Genomic DNA, 19,619 nt, shown 5'->3' with positions numbered 1-19,619 from the left:
TCAGCGCTTGATCTTCGCAAGCGGCGAATCCGGCGGATACGTCGGCGTGATCGGCTTCGGCGAGCCGAGCATCACGCACATCAGCGCGTCCTCCTCGCCGACGTTGATTTCGGTCCGATAGACGCCCGGCGGCACCGAGATCAGATCGCGCTCGCCGAGCACGGCTTCCCAGATCTCGCCGTCGCGCTCGCAGATCACCTTCATCTTGCCGCGCAGCACGAAGAAAATTTCCTCGACGTCGACGTGGATGTGGCTCGGGCCGACGTTGCCGGCCGGAATCACCATCGTCGAAAACGTGAAGCCGCCCGCCGGCACCGTATTCGTATCCTTCGCGACGCCCGTGCCGCCCGTGCCCACGTAACGCATCTGCGCGCGGCGGTACTTCGGATCGAAATCGGCCTGGAACTTCAGCGCGTCCCAGTCGTAGCGGCGCGTCGCGAAGCGCGCGACGCGCCCGTCCATCCACTCGGCGAAGCTCGCGCTCGCCGGCTGGTCCCACGATTTACGCTCGATATCGGCGTCCGCCATCGTCATCTCCTTCAAGAGTTCTAACAATCGGTCAATGCATCACGAAGCCGCCGTTCACGGGCAGCAGCTGGCCCGTCACGAAGCGCGCGGCGTCGGACAGAAGGAACAGCACCGGCCCCGTCACGTCGGCCGGCGCCTGCGCGCGCGGCAGCGCGCGGCCCTGCAGGTAATACTGGTGGCGCTCGGCGGGTACGTAGGCCGTCGCCTCGACTTCGGTCAGGCCCGGCGCGATCGCGTTGACCGTCACGCCGTGCTCGCCGAACTCCCGTGCGAGCGCATGCGTCATCGCGATCACCGCGCCCTTGCTCGCGACGTACGCAAGCAGTTTCGGCGCGCCCCACAACGCGGTATCGGACGCGAGATTCACGATCGCGCCGCGCCCCGAGCGCGCGAGATGCGGCAGCACCGCGTTGCACGCGAGCCAGACACCGCGCGCGTTGACATTCATCACCGCGTCCCACGTGTCGATCGAAAGCTCGGCCGCGAGCTTGCCGCCCGAGTTCGTGATCGCCGCGTTGTTGACGAGGCCGTCGACGCCGCCGAGCACGTGCGCGCCTTCGTCGACGAACGCGGCGACGCTCGCCGGGTCCGCCAGATCGAGCGCAATGAAGCGCGCGTCGTGGCCCGCGCCGCGCAAACGCTGCTCGAGCGCGCGCCCTTCCACGTCGAGCACGTCACCGAATGCGACCTTCGCGCCCGCCGCGACGAGCGCCTCGACGAACGCCGCGCCGAGCCCGCGCGCGCCGCCCGTGACGAGCACGCGGCGGCCGGCGAGCGCGACCGCTTGCACGGGCGCGCTCATGCGCGCTCCGCCGCTTCGGCCTGGGCCGCGCGATGCGCGTCGAGCGCCGCGAGATGCTCCTGCGCGCGCTGGCGCAGCATCCGCCGCGCGCGCGTGATGCCGACGTCGTGCTGATACAGGTATTCGTGATCGCGCGCGTTCGGCGCCATGCTCTCGAGCACGTAGCGGTCCTGTTCAAGCACCGCCCAGTGCAGCCCTTCGAGGCGATTGCGATACAGGAAGCGCCACACGTCGCGCTGCCAGCCATCGACCTTGCGGGTGCGCCAGAAATAGACCTGGCAGTGGTCGTCGTCGATCGGCGTCGCGAAGCCGACGATCCCGAAGCTGCCGCCCGGGCCGAACTTGCGCTGGTACGGAATCGCGAGACGCAGCCAGATGCAGCCCGTCTCGCCGAGCTCGACCCAGTCGAAGTTCACGTCGCGCTGGTTGACCTTCTCGAACATCAGGCCGGTCTCGGTCTTGCGCACGCGCATGTCGGCCTGCTTGTCGCCTTCGGCCATCGAATGCGACGTCGCGTGCAAGTACGCGCCGTGCATCGGGTCCATCACGTTGTCGATCGCGTACTGGTAATTGCAGGTCCAGTTCGACACGCACACGAACTGCGCATACTCGGGCCCGACGAGCTCGTCGGGCAGCACGAGCGGCGCGGGCTCGCGATGCGCGTCGTCGCCGAACCACAGGAAGATCGCGCCCGCGCGCTCCTCGACCGGATACGATTTCACGCATGCCTGCCCTTCGAGCGGACAGTTCGACACGGCCGGCACCTTCGTCACGGTGCCGCCGCCGTTCACTTCGACGCCGTGATACCAGCACGCGACGCGATCGCCGAGGTTCCAGCCGAGCGACAGCCTCGCGCCGCGGTGCGGGCAACGATCCTCGAGCGCCTGCACCTTGCCCTGCTGATCGCGCCACAGCACGATCTGTTCGGATAACCGAGTAATGCCGACGGGCGCGCTCGACACTTGCCAGCTCGGCGCGACGGGGTACCAGTAGTTACGGATGCCGCGGTCGAGATACTCGCGGATCGGATCGGCGCCGGCGTTCGTTTGGGCGGAAGACGTCATCTGTTTGCTCCGGAAGCGTTTGAGGGCGGCTGCGTCATTCGGCGAGCGCGGCGAGTTCCGCGCAGAAGCGCTCGGCGGTCCACTCGGCGCCGTCGGGCGCGCGAAAGCCGATGCGGTTCAGGCCCGCGACGACGTCCGCCAGCTCGGTCGCGCCGCCTTCGAACACGCGCTCGAGCGCGTCGCCCAGATCGTTCTCGTACTGCGTCGGCTCGGCCTTGCGCGTCTGCCACACGAGATTCGGCATTTGCCCGGGGGTCTCGATCTGCCCCTTGCCCGCGACGTTGTTCGGCTGCGGCGCGCGCCACGGCATGAGGAACGGGTTGAAGTTCACGGTCGTCTCGTTCATGTCATTCCACCTTGATCTGGATTTCTTCGCCGGCGAGCCGCACCGCGTATGTCTTCAGCGCGCGGCCGCCCGGCCCCTTCAGGCACTGGCCGGACTTGATGTCGAACACGGCCTCGTGCAGCGGGCACTCGACCGTGCCTTCGTCGACGAAGCCTTGCGTAAGAAGCGCATACGCGTGCGGGCAGACGTTCTCGAGCGCGTACACCTCGTCGCCGACGCGATAGATCCCGATCTCGACGCCGTCGGTGCGCTTGAACTCGATCGGCGAATCCTCGGACAACGCGCCGGCGTGTCCGGCGCAAACCCATTGTTCAGACATCTCACACCCTTCCTTCAAGTCGGCCTGTCCGTTTGTTCCACATGCGGAACATCAGTTTATGGATGGTGATTATAGGAGTGCGTCTCGAAGATCAAAATAAAAAGCTGCGGCTCCTAGGGAAAACACCGAGGTGTGGATTCCGTGCGATGCGCCGCAACCCAGGCCAGCCGGGCACGAGATGGGAATTTCGGGTTTTCCCTCGATTTTTCATGATGTTACGGGCGAGTCGTCGGACGAATCGCGCGCGCCGTTCCGATTCGAAAATTTATTTTGTTCCTGTCAATTTCCGCCCCTATACTCCATTCCACCAAAGGCACAAAGTTCCATATATGGAACACAAGAAGGCCAAATACTCAGCCGTGGGAACGCGCGTGGCCGACTCTTTCGCGCGCGGCCACCGCCCGCGTCATTCGAAGCGAAGGTCAGGAGATCAGATGGTCAAGCATGCGGTAGCAGCATTACTCGGGGCGGGCGTCGCCGCCGGCGCGTGGGCGCAGAGCAGCGTCACGCTGTATGGCAGCCTCGACGCCGGCGTCGCGTACGTGAACAACGCCGGCGGCGGCGCGAAGTGGTCGATGATTCAGGGCAACACGCAGCCCGACCGATGGGGCCTGAAAGGCGTCGAGGATCTGGGCGGCGGCCTGAAGGCGATTTTCCAGCTCGAAAACGGCTTCTATACGAACAGCGGCCAGATGGCGGCGGCGGGCACGATGTGGAACCGCCAGGCGTTCGTCGGCCTGAATTCGGACAAGCTCGGCACGCTGACGCTCGGCCATCAGACGCCGTTCAACTTCGACTGGCTCGACCCGCTGTCGACCGCGTTCCTCGCGCAGAGCTGGTACGCGTTCCATCCGGGCAACCTCGACCAGCTCGCGGACACGAGCACGGTGCCGTTCAACAACTCGGTCAAGTACCGGTCGCCCACCTACGCGGGCTTCACCGCGGGCGCGATGCTCGGCTTCGGCAACACGACGAACTTCTCGACCGGCCGGACAATGAGCTTCGGCGTCAACTACGCGAACGGCCCGTTCAAGGCGGCCGCAGTCTATTCGAACGAGCACGACCAGGCGTTCTCGATGGCGACCGTCGGCGGCATCGCCGGGCCGGGCGGCACGTTCCAGGGCATGCCCGTCGCGAATTACGTCGCAAAGAAGGCCGAGAACATGGGCGCGGGGCTGTCGTACCAGTTCGGGCCGCTGCTCGTGCACGGCCTCTACACGCGCGTGAAGCTGCAGGCGAACGGCCACTCGGACACGTTCCAGAGCTACGACACCGGCGCGAACTATCAGACGTCGCCGTTCAACGTGATTGCGGGCGGCGCGGCGACATCGACGCTCGCCGGCCGCCGCTGGACGCAGTTCGAGCTCGGCGATACGTATTCGCTGTCCAAGCGCACCCAGCTCTATGCGAACGTGCTCTACGAGCACGCGAGCGGCAATGCGAAGGCGGCGTTCTTCACGGCGGGCGTGTCGAGCACGGCGAACCAGGTGATCCTTCTGGCGGGGATTCATCACTCGTTCTGACGTTGCTCCGATCGCGGCGTGACGCCGCGCGGGCGCGCCGAGCACCCGTCGCGTGACGAGCGGGCGGCGCGCAACGCGGCTTCGCCGCGGCGGCCCAGCACGCCGCAGCGGCAGCGCGCGGATGCAAAAAAGCCCTCGCTTCGTGCGAGGGCTTTGTCTTTTGAAGCGTCGTCGAGAAGAACCTCAAAGACCGATCAGCCAGTTCGAACCGCCACCGCCGCAGCCCGATTCGCCTCGCGCCGCATCGTGCGCCGCCCGCGCTGCCCGCACATCCCACGCGCCCCGCGCCGCCCGAGACGAACGAAGCGATCAGAACAACGCGACCTTGTGCCGCGCGTGCGCGACGGTCGGATCGCTGTCGAGCGGCCGATAGTTCAGGCGCTGCGACAGATCGACGGCCGCGCCGCACACCACTTCGACGAGCCGCTCCTTTTCATCGGCCGAGCCGATCTCCGAGCGCGGCACCGTCGCCGTGATCGCGGCGACGATCGAGCCCGAGTGATCGCGCACGGGCGCCGTCACCGCCGAGATTCCGCTCTCGAACGCGCCCTCGCTTACCGCATAACCGAGGCGCGCGTAATGGCGCACGCGCTCGTAAAGCTCGTCGACGGTCGCGGGCGTATGCTCGGTGAACGCTTCGAGCCGCTTTTCCGGATAGAGCTGGCGCATCGCGTCGCGCGTCAGGTCGCCCATCAGCACATGGCCGTGCACGGTCGCGTGCGCGGGCAGCCGCGTGCCGACGTGCACCTTCACCGAGCCGAACATCGGCGCGTTGCTCTGCGCCTTCGCGACGAACACGACGTCGCGCCGGTCGCGGATCAGCAGATGCGCCGACAGGCCGGTCGCATCGCGCAGGCGCTCGAGCACCGGCGTGCCGAGGTCGGTCAGTTCGAGCGAGTTCAGATATTCGAAGCCGAGTCGCAGCACGCCGACGCCGAGCCGAAAATGACGGTCGCCGTTCGCGCGCTCGATGAAGCCGAGCGCCTCGAGCGTCTGCAGCAGACGGAACGTCGTCGTGCGCGGAATGCCGATTCGCTTCGACAGCTCCGGCGCGCTCAGCACCGGCTCGCGCGCGGAAAACTCGGCCAGGATGCGCAGCCCGCGTTCGAGCCCCGGAACGAGATAGGACGACGCGCCGCCCGCGGCTTCGTCGTCGGCCGCGTCAGGTGCTGCGGCCGCAGCGGCCGTGGCGTGGCGCGGATTGCCCGTTGCGGCGTCGGCGGCACGCTTCGCCGCGGCTGTCGTGGTGGTTTTGGCCATGTCGGCTGCAGTGGACGGAAAGAAACCGAATCATAACGCGAAGGCTGCCCGGTTTTGACGCACGGGCAGCGCCCGCCGTCATCCGCCCGCCAGCGGCCGGACGCGCCGCGCGGCGGCGGGCGGCGCGCTCACCCAGCGAAACGTCAGGTTGATCCGCTCGCCCTGCACGGCGGGCTCCTTCGGCACGCGGTGCCGCCATTCCTGCTGGGTACGCCCGCGCATCACGAGCAGGCTGCCGTTCGTCAGACGATATGCATGCGCAACGCCCGTCCCGTTGTGCCGCAAATCGAAAATGCGCGTCGCGCCGAGGCTCAGCGACGCGATCACCGGCTCGGCGCCGAGCTCCGGTTCGTCGTCCGCGTGCCAGCCCATGCTGTCGAAACCGTTGCGATAGCGGTTCAAAAGCACGCTGTTGAAGCGCGCGCGGCTCGCCGCCTCGACCATCCGCTTCAGCTCGAGCACGGCGGGCGTCCAGGGCGCCGGTTCGTTGCGGATACCGGAGTACACGTAGATCGCCTGCGGTTCGCCCTGCCACGCGGTCAGGCGCGGCAGCGGCAGCAGGCCGCGCGGCGTGCGCATCGTGTCCTGCCGCCACGCGACCTCGTCGACGAGGCGCGCATGGAAACGGTCTGCGTCGGCGGGCGCGAGCCAGTCCGGATGCCAGTCCACATCGGGTTTCGGCAGGTCGTCGAACAAATCGAACATCGTCGGTCAAAATCTCCGCATCCGGCTATCATCGCGGAATGGCGCGCATCGCATCGTGCGGCGCCGCGCCGCCCTGTTCAAATTCTAGCCGCGCAAACGCAAAGCCGTTTGCGCGCTCATCCGGATCTCGACATGACTCTTTCCGATTCCGCCCTCGATCAAATTTTCCGCACCGCGCGCACGCACAACGCGTGGCAGCCGAGGCCCGTCGACGACGCGCTGCTCCACCAGCTGATCGACCTCGTCAAATACGGCCCGACGTCGGCGAACTCGAGCCCCGCGCGCTTCGTGTTCGTGAAGTCGCCGCAAGCGAAGGCGAAGCTCGAGCCCGCGCTGTCCGAGGGCAATCGCGCGAAGACGATGGCCGCGCCCGTCACGGTGATCGTCGGGATGGATCTCGCGTTCTACGATCATCTGCCGAAACTCTTTCCGCACGCGGACGCGCGCAGCTGGTTCGCGGGCAACGACGCGCTGATCGAAGCCACGGCGTTCCGCAATTCGTCGTTGCAAGGCGCGTACCTGATCGTCGCCGCGCGCGCGCTCGGCCTCGACGCGGGCCCGATGTCCGGCTTCGATCAGGCGGCCGTCGACGCCGCGTTCTTCGCCGGCACGTCGATCAAATCGAACTTCCTCGTGAACCTCGGCTACGGCGACCCCGCCGGCCTGTTCCCGCGCAGCCCCCGCTTCTCGTTCGACGAAATCGCGCGCATCGCATAATCGTGCAACGGGCGGCGCGTGCGCGCGCCGCCTTCTCCCCAGTTCCTCCCGTTCCCGCCCATGCGACGCGTTTCATCGTTTCTGCTGCGCCTCACGATCATCGGCGTGTTGCTGCACGTGTACGTCGGCTTTCGCCTCCTTCCCGACCTCGCGTCGCCCGCCGCCCGCTACGCGGGCGCGCTGTGGCTCGTCGCGTCGTGCTTCCTGATTCCGCTCGGGATGCTCTCGCGCGTGTTCGAGCGGCAGCCGCTCGGCGATCGCATCGCATGGGTCGGGCTCGTCGCGATGGGCTTCTTCTCGTCGCTGCTCGTGCTCACGCTTGCGCGAGACGTGCTGCTCGCGTCGCTCGTCACCATCGACGCGCTCGCGCCCGGCGCGGTGTCGCTCGCGCACTGGCGCACGCAGACGGCGGCCGGCGTGCCGCTCGCGGCGCTCGCGGTCAGCGTCGTCGGCTTCGTCAATGCGCGACGCCGCGCGCGCGTCGTCGACGTCGACGTGCCGATCGACGACCTGCCCGCCGCGCTCGACGGCTTCACGATCGTGCAGATCAGCGACATCCACGTCGGCCCGACGATCAAGCGCGGCTACGTCGAGGCGATCGTCGACGCGGTCAACCGGCTCGAGCCGGACCTCGTCGCGGTGACGGGCGACGTCGTCGACGGCACGGTCGCGCAGCTCGCGGGCCACGCGGCGCCGCTCGGCGGGCTGCGCGCGCGGCACGGCGCGTACGTCGTGACGGGCAATCACGAGTACTACTCGGGCGCCGACGAATGGATCGCCGAGTTCCGTCGCATCGGCCTCGACGTGCTCCTCAACGAGCACCGCACGCTCGACCACGGCGACGGCAGGCTCGTGATCGCGGGCGTCACCGACTACTCGGCGGGCCACTTCGATCCCGCGCATCGCAGCGATCCGGACGCGGCGCTCGCGGGCGCGCCCGTCGACGTGCGCATCCGCGTGCTGCTCGCGCACCAGCCGCGCAGCGCGACCGCGGCGGCCGATGCGGGCTTCACGCTGCAATTGTCGGGCCACACGCACGGCGGCCAGTTCTTCCCGTGGAATTTCTTCGTGCGCCTCCAGCAGCCGTTTACCGCGGGGCTCGCGCGGCTCGGCGGGCTGTGGGTCTATACGAGCCGCGGCACCGGCTACTGGGGGCCGCCGAAGCGGCTCGGCGCGCCGTCGGAAATCACGCGATTGCGTCTCGTGCGCGACGACGGGAACTAAGCGTGCGCGCCGTCGATGCCGAATGCCGAATGCCGAATGCCGAATGCCGAATGCCGAATGCCGAATGCCGAATGCCGAATGCTGAACGCCGAAGGCAGAACGCGATTCGACGGACCATAGAAGAGACGAATGTCGAGGCAAACGCCCACGCTCGCCGTCGCCTGCCGGATCGATTCATGCGGAATCCCGACGATATCCACTCCGCAACGTCTGCACCCCGCCCGCGTTCGCGCATCGCCGCGGCCGTCACGGAATGTCGCCGGACGTCGCCCACCCGAGCGCCCGCGCAGCCGCTCTTGCGGGTTGACTCGCGCGACGGGTCCCGCCTAGAATGCCGGCCATCCATCCTTTCAGGAACCGTCGTGGACAGTAGCAGCGCAACGTCCGCACGCCGCTTCGCCTGAACGCCCGCCTGCCGGCCCAGTCGCCGCCGCGCGCGTTCATCGGAACGCGTGCGATTTCCCGATTCACACAAACGCATCGATTCGCGCGCTAAAGTGGCGTGCGGCGCACGATGCATGCGCGCCCGCTCGGGACGCTCGCGCCGCCGCGCTCCGTCGCGCGCCGCGCACTCGGCATGGCAGAACACCAATGACTTTCGAATTCGCACTTCGCCTCTTCACCGCATTCGCCTGCGGGGTCGCCATCGGCCTCGAGCGGCAAATCCGCCAGCGCACGGCCGGCCTGCGCACGATCACGCTCGTCGCGAGCGGCGCGTGCCTCTTCGTCACGCTCGGCGTGCTGACGGGCAACGGGATTCCCGGCGTCACGCAGATCGCCGCTTACGTCGTGTCCGGCGTCGGCTTTCTCGGCGGCGGCGTCATCATGCGCGACAAAGGCTCAATCCAGGGCATCAACACCGCGGCGACCCTCTGGTGCTCGGCCGCGGTCGGCGTGCTGTCCGGCGCCGGCCACTACATGCCCGCGCTCGCGGGCACGGGCGTCGTACTGCTGACGAACACGCTGCTGCGCGGCGTGAGCCAGGCGATCAACGCGACGCCCGTCTCGAACGCCGATCTCGTGCGCGAATATCAGATCATCGTGATCTGCCTCGCGTCGGACGAAGTGCACATCCGGACGCTGCTGTCGAATTCGATGTATGCGAAGCCGCTGTCGTTCCAGAGCCTGACGAGCGAGGACGTGCCGCGCGAGCCCGACGCGCCCGAGCGCATCAAGGTGACGGCGACGCTCAAGCTGCACCCGAAGGATCAGCAGAAGCTCGAGCAGATCGCGAGCCGCATGAGCATGGAAAAGAGCATCTCGAGCGTGAGCTGGACGGCGAAGGAGGCCGAGCCGATGATGGAGTGACGCGGGCGCGCCCGCGCCGCTCACGGCGCCTCGATGAGCCCCATCGCGATCGCCTTCACGACGGCCTGCACCTTGTTCGTCGCGCCGAGCTTGTCGAGGATGTTGTTCACGTGGAAGTTCACGGTGCGCTCGGAGATGTTGAGGATCTGGCCGATCTCGCACGCCGTCTTGCCCTCGCCCGTCCAGCACAGCACTTCGCGCTCGCGATGCGTGAGCGACACGCCCGATTCGGGCGCGAGCTTCGGCACGAGGAAGCGGCTCATCAGCGAGTGCGACATGTTCGCGAGCCAGTTCGCCTGCAGCGTCAACTGATTGATCTCGGCGGGCGTCAGGCGATCCGTGTGCCGCGCGATCGTCAGGAGCCCGAACACCCCGCGCGGCGCCCAGCTCGACTGCGCGACGCCGACGGCCAGCCCGTGATCGCGCGCGTCGCGCCATAGCGTCGTCTCGTCGACGCTGCTCGCCTCGGGCCAGACGATCATGTTCGAGCAGAGCGCGCCGTCGCGCACGGTCGGATCGACCTCCAGGTAGTTCATCTCCTGATAGCGCTCCATCCAGCCGTTCGGATAGGTGTCGAAGATCGCCACCGCCGGCTTCGAGATCGGCAGCGGCACGCGTATGCCATAGCAGCAATATTCGAAGCCGAGCCGCTTCGAGTACGCGGCGATCTGTTGAAAGAGCTGCTGCTCGTTTTCCGCGGCGCTAAATTGAAGATAGGCATCTTGCCAGCGCAGTTCCATTCGTTCTCCAGCAGCTTCACGCTGTCATACTTGCTAGGTTTCAGCACGCGCGCGGACTGATACATTCCGCGGCATGAATTCACCATTGCTCCACCGCTTTTGCGGCCCATCCACCGACGGCTACGTGCGCCTTCCCGTGCACGCGCTCGCGGAGCTGCAGCTCGTGCACGTGTCGTCCGGAATCGATTCCGGATTGCTCGTCGAGCTGCGCGCGAGCGAGATCGACGCCCGTCTCGCCGGCTACACCGAATGGGAGCGGCCGTCGAGCACGTGCGCCGCGCACGTCACCGTCGGCTGGGACTGGTACGTCGACGGCTCCACGGGCGCATTCGTCATAGCATGGGGCGACGTGCGCAGCAACGTGATGGGCGTGGACGGCAACGGTCTCGACATCGGGATGGACCCGACGTCGGCCGCGCTGTCACGCCGGCTCGCCCAGTTGAACTGGCCGTCCGCAGTCGCCGCCGCGATGTTTCGTCGCGGCGATTTTTCGCACGCGGGCCCCACTCTGCAATGATGCGCATTGGTGCAATTAGTGCATATTGTCCAATTTTCCTCGAACGTTGCGGATTGACAAGCAAATTATCCAATCTTTGCAACCCGGCACTGACGAAATCCGCCAAAGCTCCCCCACCCGCCTCGCCATCCCGACCCTGTAAGGGTTAACAGTTACTTGTCCTCGGAGCGCGCGATGTAATGCGCCCATTCCAAAGTACACGCACGAGGACGACACCATGCGAACTTTCGTTCATGGCGACGGGCGCCTGCCGAGCGACTTGGCGGCTGATCTGGGCCTTTATCGGCACCGCGTTTTCGTCGAGCAGCTCGGCTGGAAGCTACCGTCGGCAAGCGAAGGGTTCGAGCGGGACCAGTACGACCGTGACGACACCGTCTACGTGTTCGCCCGCGACGACGACGGCGAAATTTGCGGTTGCGCGCGGCTGCTGCCGACCACCCGCCCGTATCTTCTGCAGGAACTGTTCCCGACCCTCGTCGCGAACGACATGCCGCTGCCGCAGGCCGCGGCCGTCTGGGAGCTGTCGCGCTTCGCCGCGAACGCGGAAGATCCGGCCGGAAGCGGCAATCCGGCGTGGGCAGTGCGGCCGATGCTCGCCGCCGTCGTCGAGTGCGCGGTGCGGCGCGGCGCGAAGCAGTTGATCGGCGTGACCTTCCTCAGCATGGAGCGGCTGTTCCGCCGGATCGGCGTGCACGCGCACCGGGCCGGGCCCGCGCAACAGATCGACGGGCGCATGGTGGTCGCGTGCTGGATCGATCTCGATGCACAGACGCTCGCCGCACTCGGCCTCGATCCGCTGCTGTGCGCGCCGCGCGCCGAAGCGGCCTGAGCGCGCGATTGTCGGCCCTCGGAACCGTGCCGTTCGCCATTCAAGGAGATATATACACCGTGGACCATTCATCGGTATTTCGCGCGATGCTGCCCACGTTCGATGCTGGCGAAACCCGCATCGCCGTCGCCTTCCCGTCGTTCGCCGGGCGCCTGCCGCTCGTGCGGCTCGGCAGGCAGGGGCTCGTCTTTCGCGCGCGCGGCGCGATGCCGCCCGTCTGCGGACTGCCCCGCTCCGCGACGCTGTATCTCGACGACGAGCCGCTCTGCACGCTGCGCCTCGTGATCCGCGAAGTCGACTCGTGCGACGACGGCGCGCACGACCTGACGATGCAGCCGTCGGCCGCGAACGGCGACGCGCTCCTCTGGCATGCGCTGCGCACGCGTTGCCGGCATGCGCGGGCGCCGCTCGCGCAACGCGCACCGGGCGGCCGAGCGCCGTCGGCGGCCAACGCGCCAGCGGCGTCGCGCCGGCGCGACGCGTCGACGCGCGACGAACCGTGCGGCTCGCAAGCGGCCGGGGCCGGCATGCGCGTGACGCGCAGCGCGGCGTTCCGGCTCGCGGACCGCGGCGACGCCCTCTTTTTCGCCGATTGGCTCGAATACCACTTCGACGAATTACGCGCGCTCGCGCAAGGCCTGTCGCCGCGGCTGCACCTGAACGAGCTCGAGCGGCACCTGACGGGCGACGAGGTCGACGTGCGCTTCGTCTACGACATCGACGGCCACGCGGACCGTAGAATGCTCACCGATTGCGCGCGGCAGGCATGCGAGTGGATCGCGGCCGAGATGCGCCGCCGCTTCGATCTACCGATTGCCGAGCAGCGCTTCGGCGCGCGCAAGCCGCGCCGCGCAATGCGCTCTACTCGTTTTCGTCGAAATAATAGTGGCCGAACTTGAGCTGCTTCGTCCGGATATAGCGCTCGTTCTCCTCGCGCACCGGCACCGCGAGCGCGACACGCTCGCAGACCGGGATGCCGTGCCGCACGAGCGTGTCGAACTTCTTCGGGTTGTTGCTCATCAGTCGGACCGACGTGACCTTCAGTATCCGCAGGATCGCAGCGGCGGAATCATACTCGCGCGCATCGTCCGGCAGGCCGAGGTCGAGGTTCGCCTCGACGGTGTCGCGCCCCTGCTCCTGCAGCGCATACGCGCGGATCTTGTTGCTCAGGCCGATCCCGCGGCCTTCGTGTCCGCGTAGATACAGCAGCACGCCGCGCCCCTCGGCCGCGATGTAGCGCAAGGCGAGATCGAGTTGCTCGCCGCAATCGCATCGATACGAGCCGAACACGTCGCCCGTCAGGCATTCGGAATGAAGCCGCGTCAGCACCGACGGCTGCTCGGCGACATCGCCCATCACCAGCGCGAGGTGCTCGGCATCGCCGCCCGCGACGCGAAACGCATACGACGTGAAGGTGCCGTAGCGGGTGGGAAGCGTCGCCGTGGCGACGAGCGTCACGCACTCGGGCACGGCGCCGTCGTCGGGCTGCGGCGATTCAGGATGCGAAGACTTCATGGAATGCATCAAACGAAAGAATTAAGGAATGTTCTGGATGGCGAGTGGACGGAGTTTACCGCTAATCTGCGAACTGAACGCACCCGCCCGCGGACGCCGATCTATACTGGATTCTTCACCCGACGCGGCGGCCGCGCGCCGCCTTCCGTGAATCGCCCAGCCAAGGGAGACAGCGTATGAGCCTCACCGTCGCACAGATTCTCAGGTCCAAGCCTGATTCGGGACGCACGATTCACACGATCGAGAAGTCCGATTCCGTCTACAACGCGATCAAGCTGATGGCCGAAAAGAGCATCGGCGCGCTGCTCGTGATGGACGGCGCGGACATTGCCGGCATCGTGACGGAACGCGACTACGCGCGCAAGGTGGTGCTCCTCGACCGTTCGTCGAAGGCGACGCGCGTCGAGGAAATCATGACGTCGAAGGTGCGCTACGTCGAACCGACGCAGACGAGCGACGAGTGCATGGCGCTGATGACGGAACACCGGATGCGCCACTTGCCCGTGCTCGACGACGGCAGGCTCATCGGGCTCGTGTCGATCGGCGACCTTGTGAAAAACGTGATCGCCGATCAGCAGTTTACGATCGATCAGCTGGAGCATTACATCCACGGAATTCCGGCTGCCGTGCACCCGCAGTAGACACGCGCCACGACGCCTATCAAAAAATGCCCAAACGCATCGCGTCTGGGCAAAGCCGCCGAAGTGCGGCGACGGAGGTTCGGCTCTGCACTCGCGAGCCTCGCGCATCGCACGGGCTCGCGGTTTATGGAATCGACCTCTTCAGGGTTGCCGGCGGCGCTCGGCGCTGCCGGGTGCATTCAGTACGACGTGCCGATCCAGTCAGTTGCCGAAGTAGACCGAATGGCCAAACGAAGGCGAAGTCGGCGACATGCTCGCGCGGCTGCCGGATTCCGATGCGCCGGCCGGCTGCACGCCATAGCCGCTCGTGTCGGCGTGCGTGAGCGTTTGCTGCGCGGGGCGCATGCGTTGCGAAGCAGCCTGGACATTCGCCGGATACTGGGTCTCGCCGGATTCGGGCTTGTAGCCGTTCTGCTCAAGCTGGACGAGCTCGGACTTCACTTGCTCGCGGGTCAGCGGCTGTTGCTGGTCGGCTTGCGCGAAAGAAGCGAGCGGCGCGACGAGCATCGACGCGGCAACGGCTGCATAGACGAACGATTTCATGATGGACCTCCGGAATGTTGTATTGGCGTCGCTCCAGGCACCGTTGTCCGAAGCGATTGATTCCAGTCTAGTCACCGGCATTACAAGGGGAAACCCCTAGTTTAAACATACAGCGTTGCATCAATAGCAATAATTTCAGGCTGTATTGCAGCCGAAAGCCAGTCAAAAGCATCACGACGGCAACAATGGGAAGCGACGCCACAGGCTCGCTCGCCTGCTGTCCGGTTCGTCGTTTTGTTGTATATTTGTAAAGTTTGTCCCGTCTTTCGTCTTTCGTTTCATTGCCTCGATCATGCGCACGCAGACCTTCCACGCCAATTTTGCGCACCGCCCGCGCGGTGCGCGCGCGGCCGTGGTCGCCGTCGCGACGCCTCCCCTCCTTCGAAGCACGCTTGCAGCGCCGCTCGCCGCGGCCCGGCGCTTGACCTGACAGCAGCCTCCATCCCGGAGCCGCGTCAGCCAGGCTCCGGGCGATCCCGCAGGTTGGCCACGCCACCCAAGCCGATCATTTGGAGACTGTCATGAAGAACAGGATTTATCAGCTCACCGAACTCGACGTCGCGCGCCTCGAAAAGCACGCGGAACGCAACCCTCGCTACCAGGAAATGCTCGACACGCTGCTAGAGCGTGCGGATATCGTCGAGCCCGACAAGATTCGGGCAAACGTCGTCACCATGAACTCGCAGATCAAGCTGATCGACGAAACGGCCGGCCAGGACATGACCTGGACCATCGTCTATCCGGATGCGGTCAACTTCGAACAGGGCCGGCTGAACGTGTTTTCTCCGGTCGGCATGGCGCTGCTCGGCGCACGCTGCGGCGAAAAAGTGAAAGTCACGCTGCCGGGCGGCGCGGACGCGACGCTGAAAATCGCCGAGATCGTGTACCAGCCGGAAGCGAGCGGCGATTACACCTACTGAACGGCGGCGAATCGCCGGACGCGGCACGGTAGCCGGGCAAGCACGGCCGGCTAGCCAGCCGGCCGCACAGCACGAATGCCGAAGAACGGGCGCGCCGCCCGTCGACGTCGACCCACCAAGAGAAAAGCGAGGATGCATGTGCAACCCTCGCTTTTTTCTTTCACCTCGGCGCGCATCGCATCGGCGTCGCGCATAAAAAAAGGCGCCCGAAGGCGCCTTTTCGAGACTGGACAAGCCAGCCGTCAAGCTTAGAAGCGGTGACGCAGACCAACCGTTGCCGCGGTTTGGTTGATCGACGTGCTGAACGGCGTGCTGAGGTCGCCGTTGTAGATCGACGCGTTCGCGTTCTTCGACGAACGTTGGTACACAGCTTGTGCATACACGTCGGTGCGCTTCGACAGAGCGTAGTCGGCCTGGACGCCAACTTGGTTCCAGTGCTGGCTTTCGCCGTTTGCCTTCGCGTTCGTGTACGTGTAAGCAACGCCCAGACCCAGTGCCGGCGTCAGGTTGTACTTCACGTTGGCTTCGTAGTTGTCGGCACGGATGGTCGGCGTGCCGTTTGCCAGGTTGTCGAGGCGCGATTGCGTCCACAGCACGCCGCCTTGCAGCGGGCCGTACGCGTAGCTTGCGCCAGCGCCGTACACGCGCGAACGGCCTTGGATGTTCGCCGCGTTCGTGCCGCCGATGTTGAAGCCGGTCAACGGATCCGTTGCGCCCGTGGTGTTCGCGCCAGCGTTGTTAGCTTGCGAGTACGCAGCACCGACCTTCAGGCCTTGGAACTGGTACGAAGCGCCCGCGCTGTATGCACGGTTGTTCGCGAATTGCGAGTTGTTCGAGAACGAGTACGTGCCGCCGAATTGCAGGCCGGCGTAGTTCGCGCTCGTGAACTTGACCGTGTTGTTCACCGCGACGTCGCCGTTCGTGTTCAGGCGGTCGTTGTTGAGCGGGTGAGCGAAGTACGTGCCGCCCCAGGTGCCCGTTGCCGACAGCGGCGACAGGTAGTCTTGGGTTGCGTCGTACTGACGGCCCAGCGTGACGGTGCCGTAGTTGCTCGACAGGCCGACGAACGCTTGACGGTTGAACATGCCGCCACCGTTGTTGAAGCGGCCGTTACCGATGTTGAAGCCGCTTTCCAACGTGAAGATTGCCTTCAGGCCGCCACCCAGGTCTTCCGAGCCGCGCAGACCGAAACGGCTTTGATCGACGCCCGAGCCGACCGACCACAGCGACTTGCCCGAGCCCGACGGCGTCGCGACGTTGCTTTGGTACGTGATGCCTGCGTCGAGCACGCCGTACAGCGTGACGCTGCTTTGCGCGTGTGCGACGGTGGCGAACGATGCAGCAACTGCTGCAACAATCAGAGTCTTGTTCATGCGTGGAGCTCCCTTTTAAAAAAGGTAGGCCTTGCGACCTCGTTTCGATAAACGGTCTGCAACCGCCCGGAAGCGCCATATCGGCTTGCGAAACTTCCTGCATGGCCGCGCCCGGATGGTTGCCCGTTCTGGGAACCGTGAGTTTAGGGGTGTACCCTAGGGGCGCCATTCGCGAATAAAGAAATAAGCTTTTCCAGAACTAGAAATAATAGAAATGCCGACCTCTTATAAGTATTTGTTTTGTCGCAAGTTTTTGACCTCTTGACACCTCCTTTTTGGCGGTCTCGCCAAGATCATTCCTCTGTGTCAGCGTCTTGACGGTTGCGTATAAACAACAAACGCCTTCCAGTAAAACCGGCGGATTCGGTATTTTTTACTCATTTAAGCGCATTCGGCGTCACTCGAACGAAAGACTATCGACAGCATACTTTCGATAGATTCGGTCGCCCCACCAGTCCGCACCGCGGTTGGGCGCCGTAACAGCCGTTACAGGGTTCGTAACGATAGCCTGCTTGCAACGCGTTAGGGTCGAACCTGCGGCGGCGCTTCGGCTTGCGCCGCTTCCGGTTCACTCCATGGAGCAACCATGAATCGACGTCAATTTCTCCACACGCTTTCGCTCGGCGGCATCGCACTTGCCGGCGGCCTCGGATTCGGCACCGCCGCAACCGCCCAGCAGCCGCCCGGGCCGCCGCAATCGCCACAGTCGCCGCCCGGCTATCGGCCGCCCGACTACCGCCCGCCGATGCAGCCTCAGCCCGCCAGGCCGCCGTACCATGGTCGCCCGGACCGTCCGCCGCCGCCGCTTCGGCACGAGCGCCGCCCCGCGCCGCCGCGCCCGCGCGGTTATGTATGGACGAGCGGCTATTGGGGCTGGCGCGGCGGCCGGTATGTATGGATTCCGGGCCGCTGGATCGCGGCGCGCCCCGGCCACCGCTGGGTGCCCGGCCATTGGCAGCAACGCTCGGGCGCCTGGATCTACATCGAAGGGCGATGGAATTGAGCGCGTCTCGAGGAGCGCGGCTATTCGGCGCGTTCGATGAACGGCAAGCGAACTCGCGGCCGGCGCAGCGGTTCGTCGGAGCGGTTCGTCGACCGATACGGCGATGCGGATCGCCGTGCGATGGTGCGGGCGCGATTGCGGGAAACGCAACGCAGGCAATCGTCCGCCCGCCTCCCGCCGAGGCGGGCACCACGGACGCTATCGCGCCGATTGCGGACATCAATCGCCCCTAGTCAATAGAGTGTTGCTGTTTATATCGTCATTGACCGATCTAAGCTTCGGGGACCGACGATCCGCACGATTGCACCGCCCTGCCGATGAATCTCGACGCCGACGCCATTCACAAAGCGCTCGCGAGCCCCGTGCGCCGCGCGATCCTCGCGTGGCTCAAGGAGCCGGACAAGCACTTCCCGGCCTCGCACGCAGGACCGTTTCCGCACGGGGTCTGCGCAGGCCAGATCGATGCGCTGTGCGGACTGTCGCAATCGACCGTGTCCGCGCATCTCGCCGCGCTCGAGCGCGCCGGGCTCGTCACGTCGACCCGCGTCGGCCAATGGGCGTTCTTCAAGCGCAACGACGCGGTGATTCAAGCGTTTCTCGATTCGCTGCATCGCGGCCTTTGACACCCGCCCGTTCGCCGCAAGGGCTTAGCCACACTCGATGAGGTCCCTCATGCCTTCTCTGTTCGATCCGCTGACCATCGGCGACCTGACGCTGCCGAACCGCATCATCATGGCGCCGCTGACTCGCGCCCGCGCCGGCGATTCGCGCGTTCCCAACGCGCTGATGGCGCGGTACTACGCCGAGCGCGCGTCCGCGGGGCTCATCATCAGCGAGGCGACATCGGTCACGCCGCAGGGCGTCGGCTACGCGAACACGCCCGGCATCTGGTCACCCGAGCAGGTCGAGGGCTGGCGGCAAGTGACGGACGCCGTTCATGCGGCCGGCGGCCGTATCTTCCTGCAGCTCTGGCACGTCGGCCGCGTATCCGACCCGGTCTTTCTCGACGGCGCGCTGCCCGTCGCGCCGAGCGCGATCGCGCCCGGCGGCCACGTGAGCCTCGTGCGCCCGCAGCGGCCCTATGTGACGCCTCGCGCGATCGAGCTCGACGAGATCCCGGGCGTCGTCGCCGCATTCCGCCGCGGCGCGGAGAACGCGCGCGCGGCCGGCTTCGACGGCGTCGAGGTGCACGGCGCGAACGGCTATCTGCTCGATCAGTTCCTGCAGGACGGCTCGAACCGCCGCACCGACGCGTACGGCGGCTCGATCGAGAATCGCGCGCGCCTCTTGCTCGAGGTGGTCGACGCGGCGATCGACGTCTGGGGCGCGGCGCGCGTCGGCGTGCACCTCGCGCCGCGCGGCGATTCGCACACGATGGGTGATTCGAACCCGGCCGCGACGTTCGGCTACGTCGCGCGCGAACTCGGCCGACGCAACATCGCATTCCTGTTCGCGCGCGAATCGCTCGGCGGCGACGCCATCGGCCCGCAATTGAAGGAAGCGTTCGGCGGCCCGTTCATCTCGAACGAGAAATTCACGCTCGAAAGCGCGCAAGCGGCGCTCGAAGCCGGGCAGGCGGACGCGGTCGCGTGGGGCCAGCTCTTCATCGCGAATCCGGACCTGCCGCGTCGATTCGAGCTGAATGCGCCGCTCAATCAGCCGAATTCCGCGACGTTCTATTCGGAAGGCGAAACGGGGTATACGGATTACCCGACGCTCGAAAGCGCGGCGTGAGGACGTTT

At 66.2% G+C, this 19,619-nt stretch carries 23 protein-coding genes; 12 read left to right on the top strand and 11 right to left on the bottom strand.

Annotated features, from left to right (window positions below):
- Genes X946_RS03430 through X946_RS03410 form a run of 5 tightly spaced genes read right to left on the bottom strand, consistent with a single transcriptional unit; the run spans window position 1 to window position 3,059 of the window.
- On the bottom strand, window positions 1–528 hold the full coding sequence (locus tag X946_RS03430) for a cupin domain-containing protein (protein WP_038744200.1): 528 nt from the start codon (window positions 526–528) through the stop codon (window positions 1–3).
- Window positions 529–559: 31 nt separating this feature from the next.
- Window positions 560–1,330, bottom strand: a complete 771-nt coding sequence (locus tag X946_RS03425; protein ID WP_038744092.1) for an SDR family oxidoreductase — start codon at window positions 1,328–1,330, stop codon at window positions 560–562.
- On the bottom strand, window positions 1,327–2,394 hold the full coding sequence (locus tag X946_RS03420; protein ID WP_038744090.1) for an aromatic ring-hydroxylating dioxygenase subunit alpha: 1,068 nt from the start codon (window positions 2,392–2,394) through the stop codon (window positions 1,327–1,329). Before X946_RS03420 ends, X946_RS03425 begins: the two co-directional genes overlap by 4 nt.
- 34 nt (window positions 2,395–2,428) lie before the next feature.
- The gene (locus tag X946_RS03415; protein ID WP_038744087.1) at window positions 2,429–2,740 is read right to left on the bottom strand and encodes a recombinase-like helix-turn-helix domain-containing protein; all 312 of its coding nucleotides are present in this window, start codon (window positions 2,738–2,740) and stop codon (window positions 2,429–2,431) included.
- 1 nt (window position 2,741) lies between these two features.
- Window positions 2,742–3,059, bottom strand: coding sequence for a non-heme iron oxygenase ferredoxin subunit (locus tag X946_RS03410; protein WP_038744084.1), 318 nt, complete (start codon window positions 3,057–3,059; stop codon window positions 2,742–2,744).
- 434 nt (window positions 3,060–3,493) lie between these two features.
- Between X946_RS03410 and X946_RS03405 the strand changes: the two genes are divergently transcribed.
- Entirely contained in the window at window positions 3,494–4,582 is a 1,089-nt protein-coding gene (locus X946_RS03405) for a porin (protein ID WP_038744082.1), read from the top strand.
- A 309-nt stretch (window positions 4,583–4,891) separates the two neighbouring features.
- Here the strand turns inward: X946_RS03405 and X946_RS03400 are convergent, their stop codons facing one another.
- Window positions 4,892–5,842 (bottom strand): IclR family transcriptional regulator, encoded by a 951-nt coding sequence (locus X946_RS03400; protein WP_038744080.1) that lies wholly within the window; start codon window positions 5,840–5,842, stop codon window positions 4,892–4,894.
- A 78-nt stretch (window positions 5,843–5,920) separates the two neighbouring features.
- Window positions 5,921–6,547, bottom strand: a complete 627-nt coding sequence (locus tag X946_RS03395) for an alpha-ketoglutarate-dependent dioxygenase AlkB family protein (RefSeq protein ID WP_038744079.1) — start codon at window positions 6,545–6,547, stop codon at window positions 5,921–5,923.
- 132 nt (window positions 6,548–6,679) lie between these two features.
- Here X946_RS03395 and X946_RS03390 point away from each other — a divergent pair, with 132 nt between their 5' ends.
- The 3 genes from X946_RS03390 (at window position 6,680) to X946_RS03375 (ending at window position 9,796) form a co-directional block, all read left to right on the top strand.
- Window positions 6,680–7,264 (top strand): malonic semialdehyde reductase, encoded by a 585-nt coding sequence (locus X946_RS03390; protein WP_038744198.1) that lies wholly within the window; start codon window positions 6,680–6,682, stop codon window positions 7,262–7,264.
- A gap of 60 nt (window positions 7,265–7,324) precedes the next feature.
- Entirely contained in the window at window positions 7,325–8,488 is a 1,164-nt protein-coding gene (locus tag X946_RS03385) for a metallophosphoesterase (RefSeq protein ID WP_038744077.1), read from the top strand.
- A 591-nt stretch (window positions 8,489–9,079) separates the two neighbouring features.
- Complete coding sequence (locus X946_RS03375) at window positions 9,080–9,796, top strand: MgtC/SapB family protein (RefSeq protein WP_038744074.1); 717 nt, start codon at window positions 9,080–9,082, stop codon at window positions 9,794–9,796.
- 20 nt (window positions 9,797–9,816) lie between these two features.
- On the opposite strand, the gene bpsR is transcribed toward X946_RS03375, so the two are convergent.
- A complete protein-coding gene (gene bpsR, locus X946_RS03370; RefSeq protein WP_038744072.1) occupies window positions 9,817–10,536 on the bottom strand; it encodes an autoinducer-binding transcriptional regulator BpsR in 720 nt (239 codons plus the stop codon).
- A 73-nt stretch (window positions 10,537–10,609) separates the two neighbouring features.
- Between bpsR and X946_RS03365 the strand changes: the two genes are divergently transcribed.
- The 3 genes from X946_RS03365 to X946_RS03355 all read left to right on the top strand — a co-directional run bounded on the left by X946_RS03365 (window position 10,610) and on the right by X946_RS03355 (window position 12,781).
- The gene (locus tag X946_RS03365) at window positions 10,610–11,053 is read left to right on the top strand and encodes a DUF4902 domain-containing protein (RefSeq protein WP_038744070.1); all 444 of its coding nucleotides are present in this window, start codon (window positions 10,610–10,612) and stop codon (window positions 11,051–11,053) included.
- A gap of 217 nt (window positions 11,054–11,270) precedes the next feature.
- Window positions 11,271–11,882: an N-acylhomoserine lactone synthase BspI1 gene (gene bspI1 / locus X946_RS03360; protein WP_038744068.1), complete on the top strand. Its 612-nt coding sequence runs from the start codon at window positions 11,271–11,273 to the stop codon at window positions 11,880–11,882.
- An 86-nt stretch (window positions 11,883–11,968) separates the two neighbouring features.
- Complete coding sequence (locus tag X946_RS03355; RefSeq protein ID WP_038744193.1) at window positions 11,969–12,781, top strand: hydroxymethylglutaryl-CoA reductase; 813 nt, start codon at window positions 11,969–11,971, stop codon at window positions 12,779–12,781.
- On the opposite strand, the gene ribA is transcribed toward X946_RS03355, so the two are convergent.
- Window positions 12,744–13,397, bottom strand: a complete 654-nt coding sequence (ribA, locus tag X946_RS03350; RefSeq protein WP_038744066.1) for a GTP cyclohydrolase II — start codon at window positions 13,395–13,397, stop codon at window positions 12,744–12,746. The genes X946_RS03355 and ribA overlap by 38 nt on opposite strands.
- Window positions 13,398–13,573: 176 nt before the next feature.
- Between ribA and X946_RS03345 the strand changes: the two genes are divergently transcribed.
- Entirely contained in the window at window positions 13,574–14,038 is a 465-nt protein-coding gene (locus X946_RS03345; protein ID WP_038744064.1) for a CBS domain-containing protein, read from the top strand.
- A gap of 201 nt (window positions 14,039–14,239) precedes the next feature.
- Here the strand turns inward: X946_RS03345 and X946_RS03340 are convergent, their stop codons facing one another.
- Entirely contained in the window at window positions 14,240–14,581 is a 342-nt protein-coding gene (locus X946_RS03340; RefSeq protein ID WP_038744062.1) for a DUF4148 domain-containing protein, read from the bottom strand.
- A gap of 521 nt (window positions 14,582–15,102) precedes the next feature.
- Here X946_RS03340 and X946_RS03335 point away from each other — a divergent pair.
- Window positions 15,103–15,501 (top strand): GreA/GreB family elongation factor, encoded by a 399-nt coding sequence (locus X946_RS03335; RefSeq protein WP_038744060.1) that lies wholly within the window; start codon window positions 15,103–15,105, stop codon window positions 15,499–15,501.
- 248 nt (window positions 15,502–15,749) lie between these two features.
- On the opposite strand, the gene omp38 is transcribed toward X946_RS03335, so the two are convergent.
- On the bottom strand, window positions 15,750–16,874 hold the full coding sequence (gene omp38 / locus X946_RS03330) for a porin Omp38 (protein ID WP_038744058.1): 1,125 nt from the start codon (window positions 16,872–16,874) through the stop codon (window positions 15,750–15,752).
- Window positions 16,875–17,460: 586 nt separating this feature from the next.
- Here omp38 and X946_RS03325 point away from each other — a divergent pair.
- From X946_RS03325 to X946_RS03315, 3 genes are all read left to right on the top strand, one after another.
- Complete coding sequence (locus X946_RS03325; protein WP_038744056.1) at window positions 17,461–17,877, top strand: YXWGXW repeat-containing protein; 417 nt, start codon at window positions 17,461–17,463, stop codon at window positions 17,875–17,877.
- A gap of 317 nt (window positions 17,878–18,194) precedes the next feature.
- Window positions 18,195–18,500 (top strand): ArsR/SmtB family transcription factor, encoded by a 306-nt coding sequence (locus X946_RS03320; RefSeq protein ID WP_038744054.1) that lies wholly within the window; start codon window positions 18,195–18,197, stop codon window positions 18,498–18,500.
- 49 nt (window positions 18,501–18,549) lie between these two features.
- Entirely contained in the window at window positions 18,550–19,611 is a 1,062-nt protein-coding gene (locus X946_RS03315) for an alkene reductase (RefSeq protein ID WP_038744052.1), read from the top strand.
- Window positions 19,612–19,619: the final 8 nt, after the last annotated feature.

The sequence above is a fragment of the Burkholderia sp. ABCPW 111 genome, from assembly GCF_000773065.1.
Lineage (GTDB): Bacteria > Pseudomonadota > Gammaproteobacteria > Burkholderiales > Burkholderiaceae > Burkholderia > Burkholderia savannae.
This window is presented reverse-complemented; position numbering and strand designations above follow the sequence as displayed.

Bases quoted from the DNA above. Each gene is read 5' to 3' on its own strand.
- X946_RS03365 (WP_038744070.1), top strand. From the start codon at position 10,610: ATGAATTCACCATTGCTCCACCGCTTTTGCGGCCCATCCACCGACGGC.
- X946_RS03375 (WP_038744074.1), top strand. From the start codon at position 9,080: ATGACTTTCGAATTCGCACTTCGCCTCTTCACCGCATTCGCCTGCGGG.
- X946_RS03385 (WP_038744077.1), top strand. From the start codon at position 7,325: ATGCGACGCGTTTCATCGTTTCTGCTGCGCCTCACGATCATCGGCGTG.
- X946_RS03340 (WP_038744062.1), bottom strand. From the start codon at position 14,581: ATGAAATCGTTCGTCTATGCAGCCGTTGCCGCGTCGATGCTCGTCGCG.
- bpsR (WP_038744072.1), bottom strand. From the start codon at position 10,536: ATGGAACTGCGCTGGCAAGATGCCTATCTTCAATTTAGCGCCGCGGAA.
- X946_RS03420 (WP_038744090.1), bottom strand. From the start codon at position 2,394: ATGACGTCTTCCGCCCAAACGAACGCCGGCGCCGATCCGATCCGCGAG.
- X946_RS03320 (WP_038744054.1), top strand. From the start codon at position 18,195: ATGAATCTCGACGCCGACGCCATTCACAAAGCGCTCGCGAGCCCCGTG.
- X946_RS03325 (WP_038744056.1), top strand. From the start codon at position 17,461: ATGAATCGACGTCAATTTCTCCACACGCTTTCGCTCGGCGGCATCGCA.
- X946_RS03335 (WP_038744060.1), top strand. From the start codon at position 15,103: ATGAAGAACAGGATTTATCAGCTCACCGAACTCGACGTCGCGCGCCTC.
- omp38 (WP_038744058.1), bottom strand. From the start codon at position 16,874: ATGAACAAGACTCTGATTGTTGCAGCAGTTGCTGCATCGTTCGCCACC.
- X946_RS03355 (WP_038744193.1), top strand. From the start codon at position 11,969: ATGCTGCCCACGTTCGATGCTGGCGAAACCCGCATCGCCGTCGCCTTC.
- X946_RS03405 (WP_038744082.1), top strand. From the start codon at position 3,494: ATGGTCAAGCATGCGGTAGCAGCATTACTCGGGGCGGGCGTCGCCGCC.
- X946_RS03415 (WP_038744087.1), bottom strand. From the start codon at position 2,740: ATGAACGAGACGACCGTGAACTTCAACCCGTTCCTCATGCCGTGGCGC.
- X946_RS03400 (WP_038744080.1), bottom strand. From the start codon at position 5,842: ATGGCCAAAACCACCACGACAGCCGCGGCGAAGCGTGCCGCCGACGCC.
- X946_RS03425 (WP_038744092.1), bottom strand. From the start codon at position 1,330: ATGAGCGCGCCCGTGCAAGCGGTCGCGCTCGCCGGCCGCCGCGTGCTC.
- X946_RS03395 (WP_038744079.1), bottom strand. From the start codon at position 6,547: ATGTTCGATTTGTTCGACGACCTGCCGAAACCCGATGTGGACTGGCAT.
- X946_RS03315 (WP_038744052.1), top strand. From the start codon at position 18,550: ATGCCTTCTCTGTTCGATCCGCTGACCATCGGCGACCTGACGCTGCCG.
- X946_RS03390 (WP_038744198.1), top strand. From the start codon at position 6,680: ATGACTCTTTCCGATTCCGCCCTCGATCAAATTTTCCGCACCGCGCGC.
- X946_RS03430 (WP_038744200.1), bottom strand. From the start codon at position 528: ATGGCGGACGCCGATATCGAGCGTAAATCGTGGGACCAGCCGGCGAGC.
- X946_RS03410 (WP_038744084.1), bottom strand. From the start codon at position 3,059: ATGTCTGAACAATGGGTTTGCGCCGGACACGCCGGCGCGTTGTCCGAG.
- bspI1 (WP_038744068.1), top strand. From the start codon at position 11,271: ATGCGAACTTTCGTTCATGGCGACGGGCGCCTGCCGAGCGACTTGGCG.
- X946_RS03345 (WP_038744064.1), top strand. From the start codon at position 13,574: ATGAGCCTCACCGTCGCACAGATTCTCAGGTCCAAGCCTGATTCGGGA.
- ribA (WP_038744066.1), bottom strand. From the start codon at position 13,397: ATGAAGTCTTCGCATCCTGAATCGCCGCAGCCCGACGACGGCGCCGTG.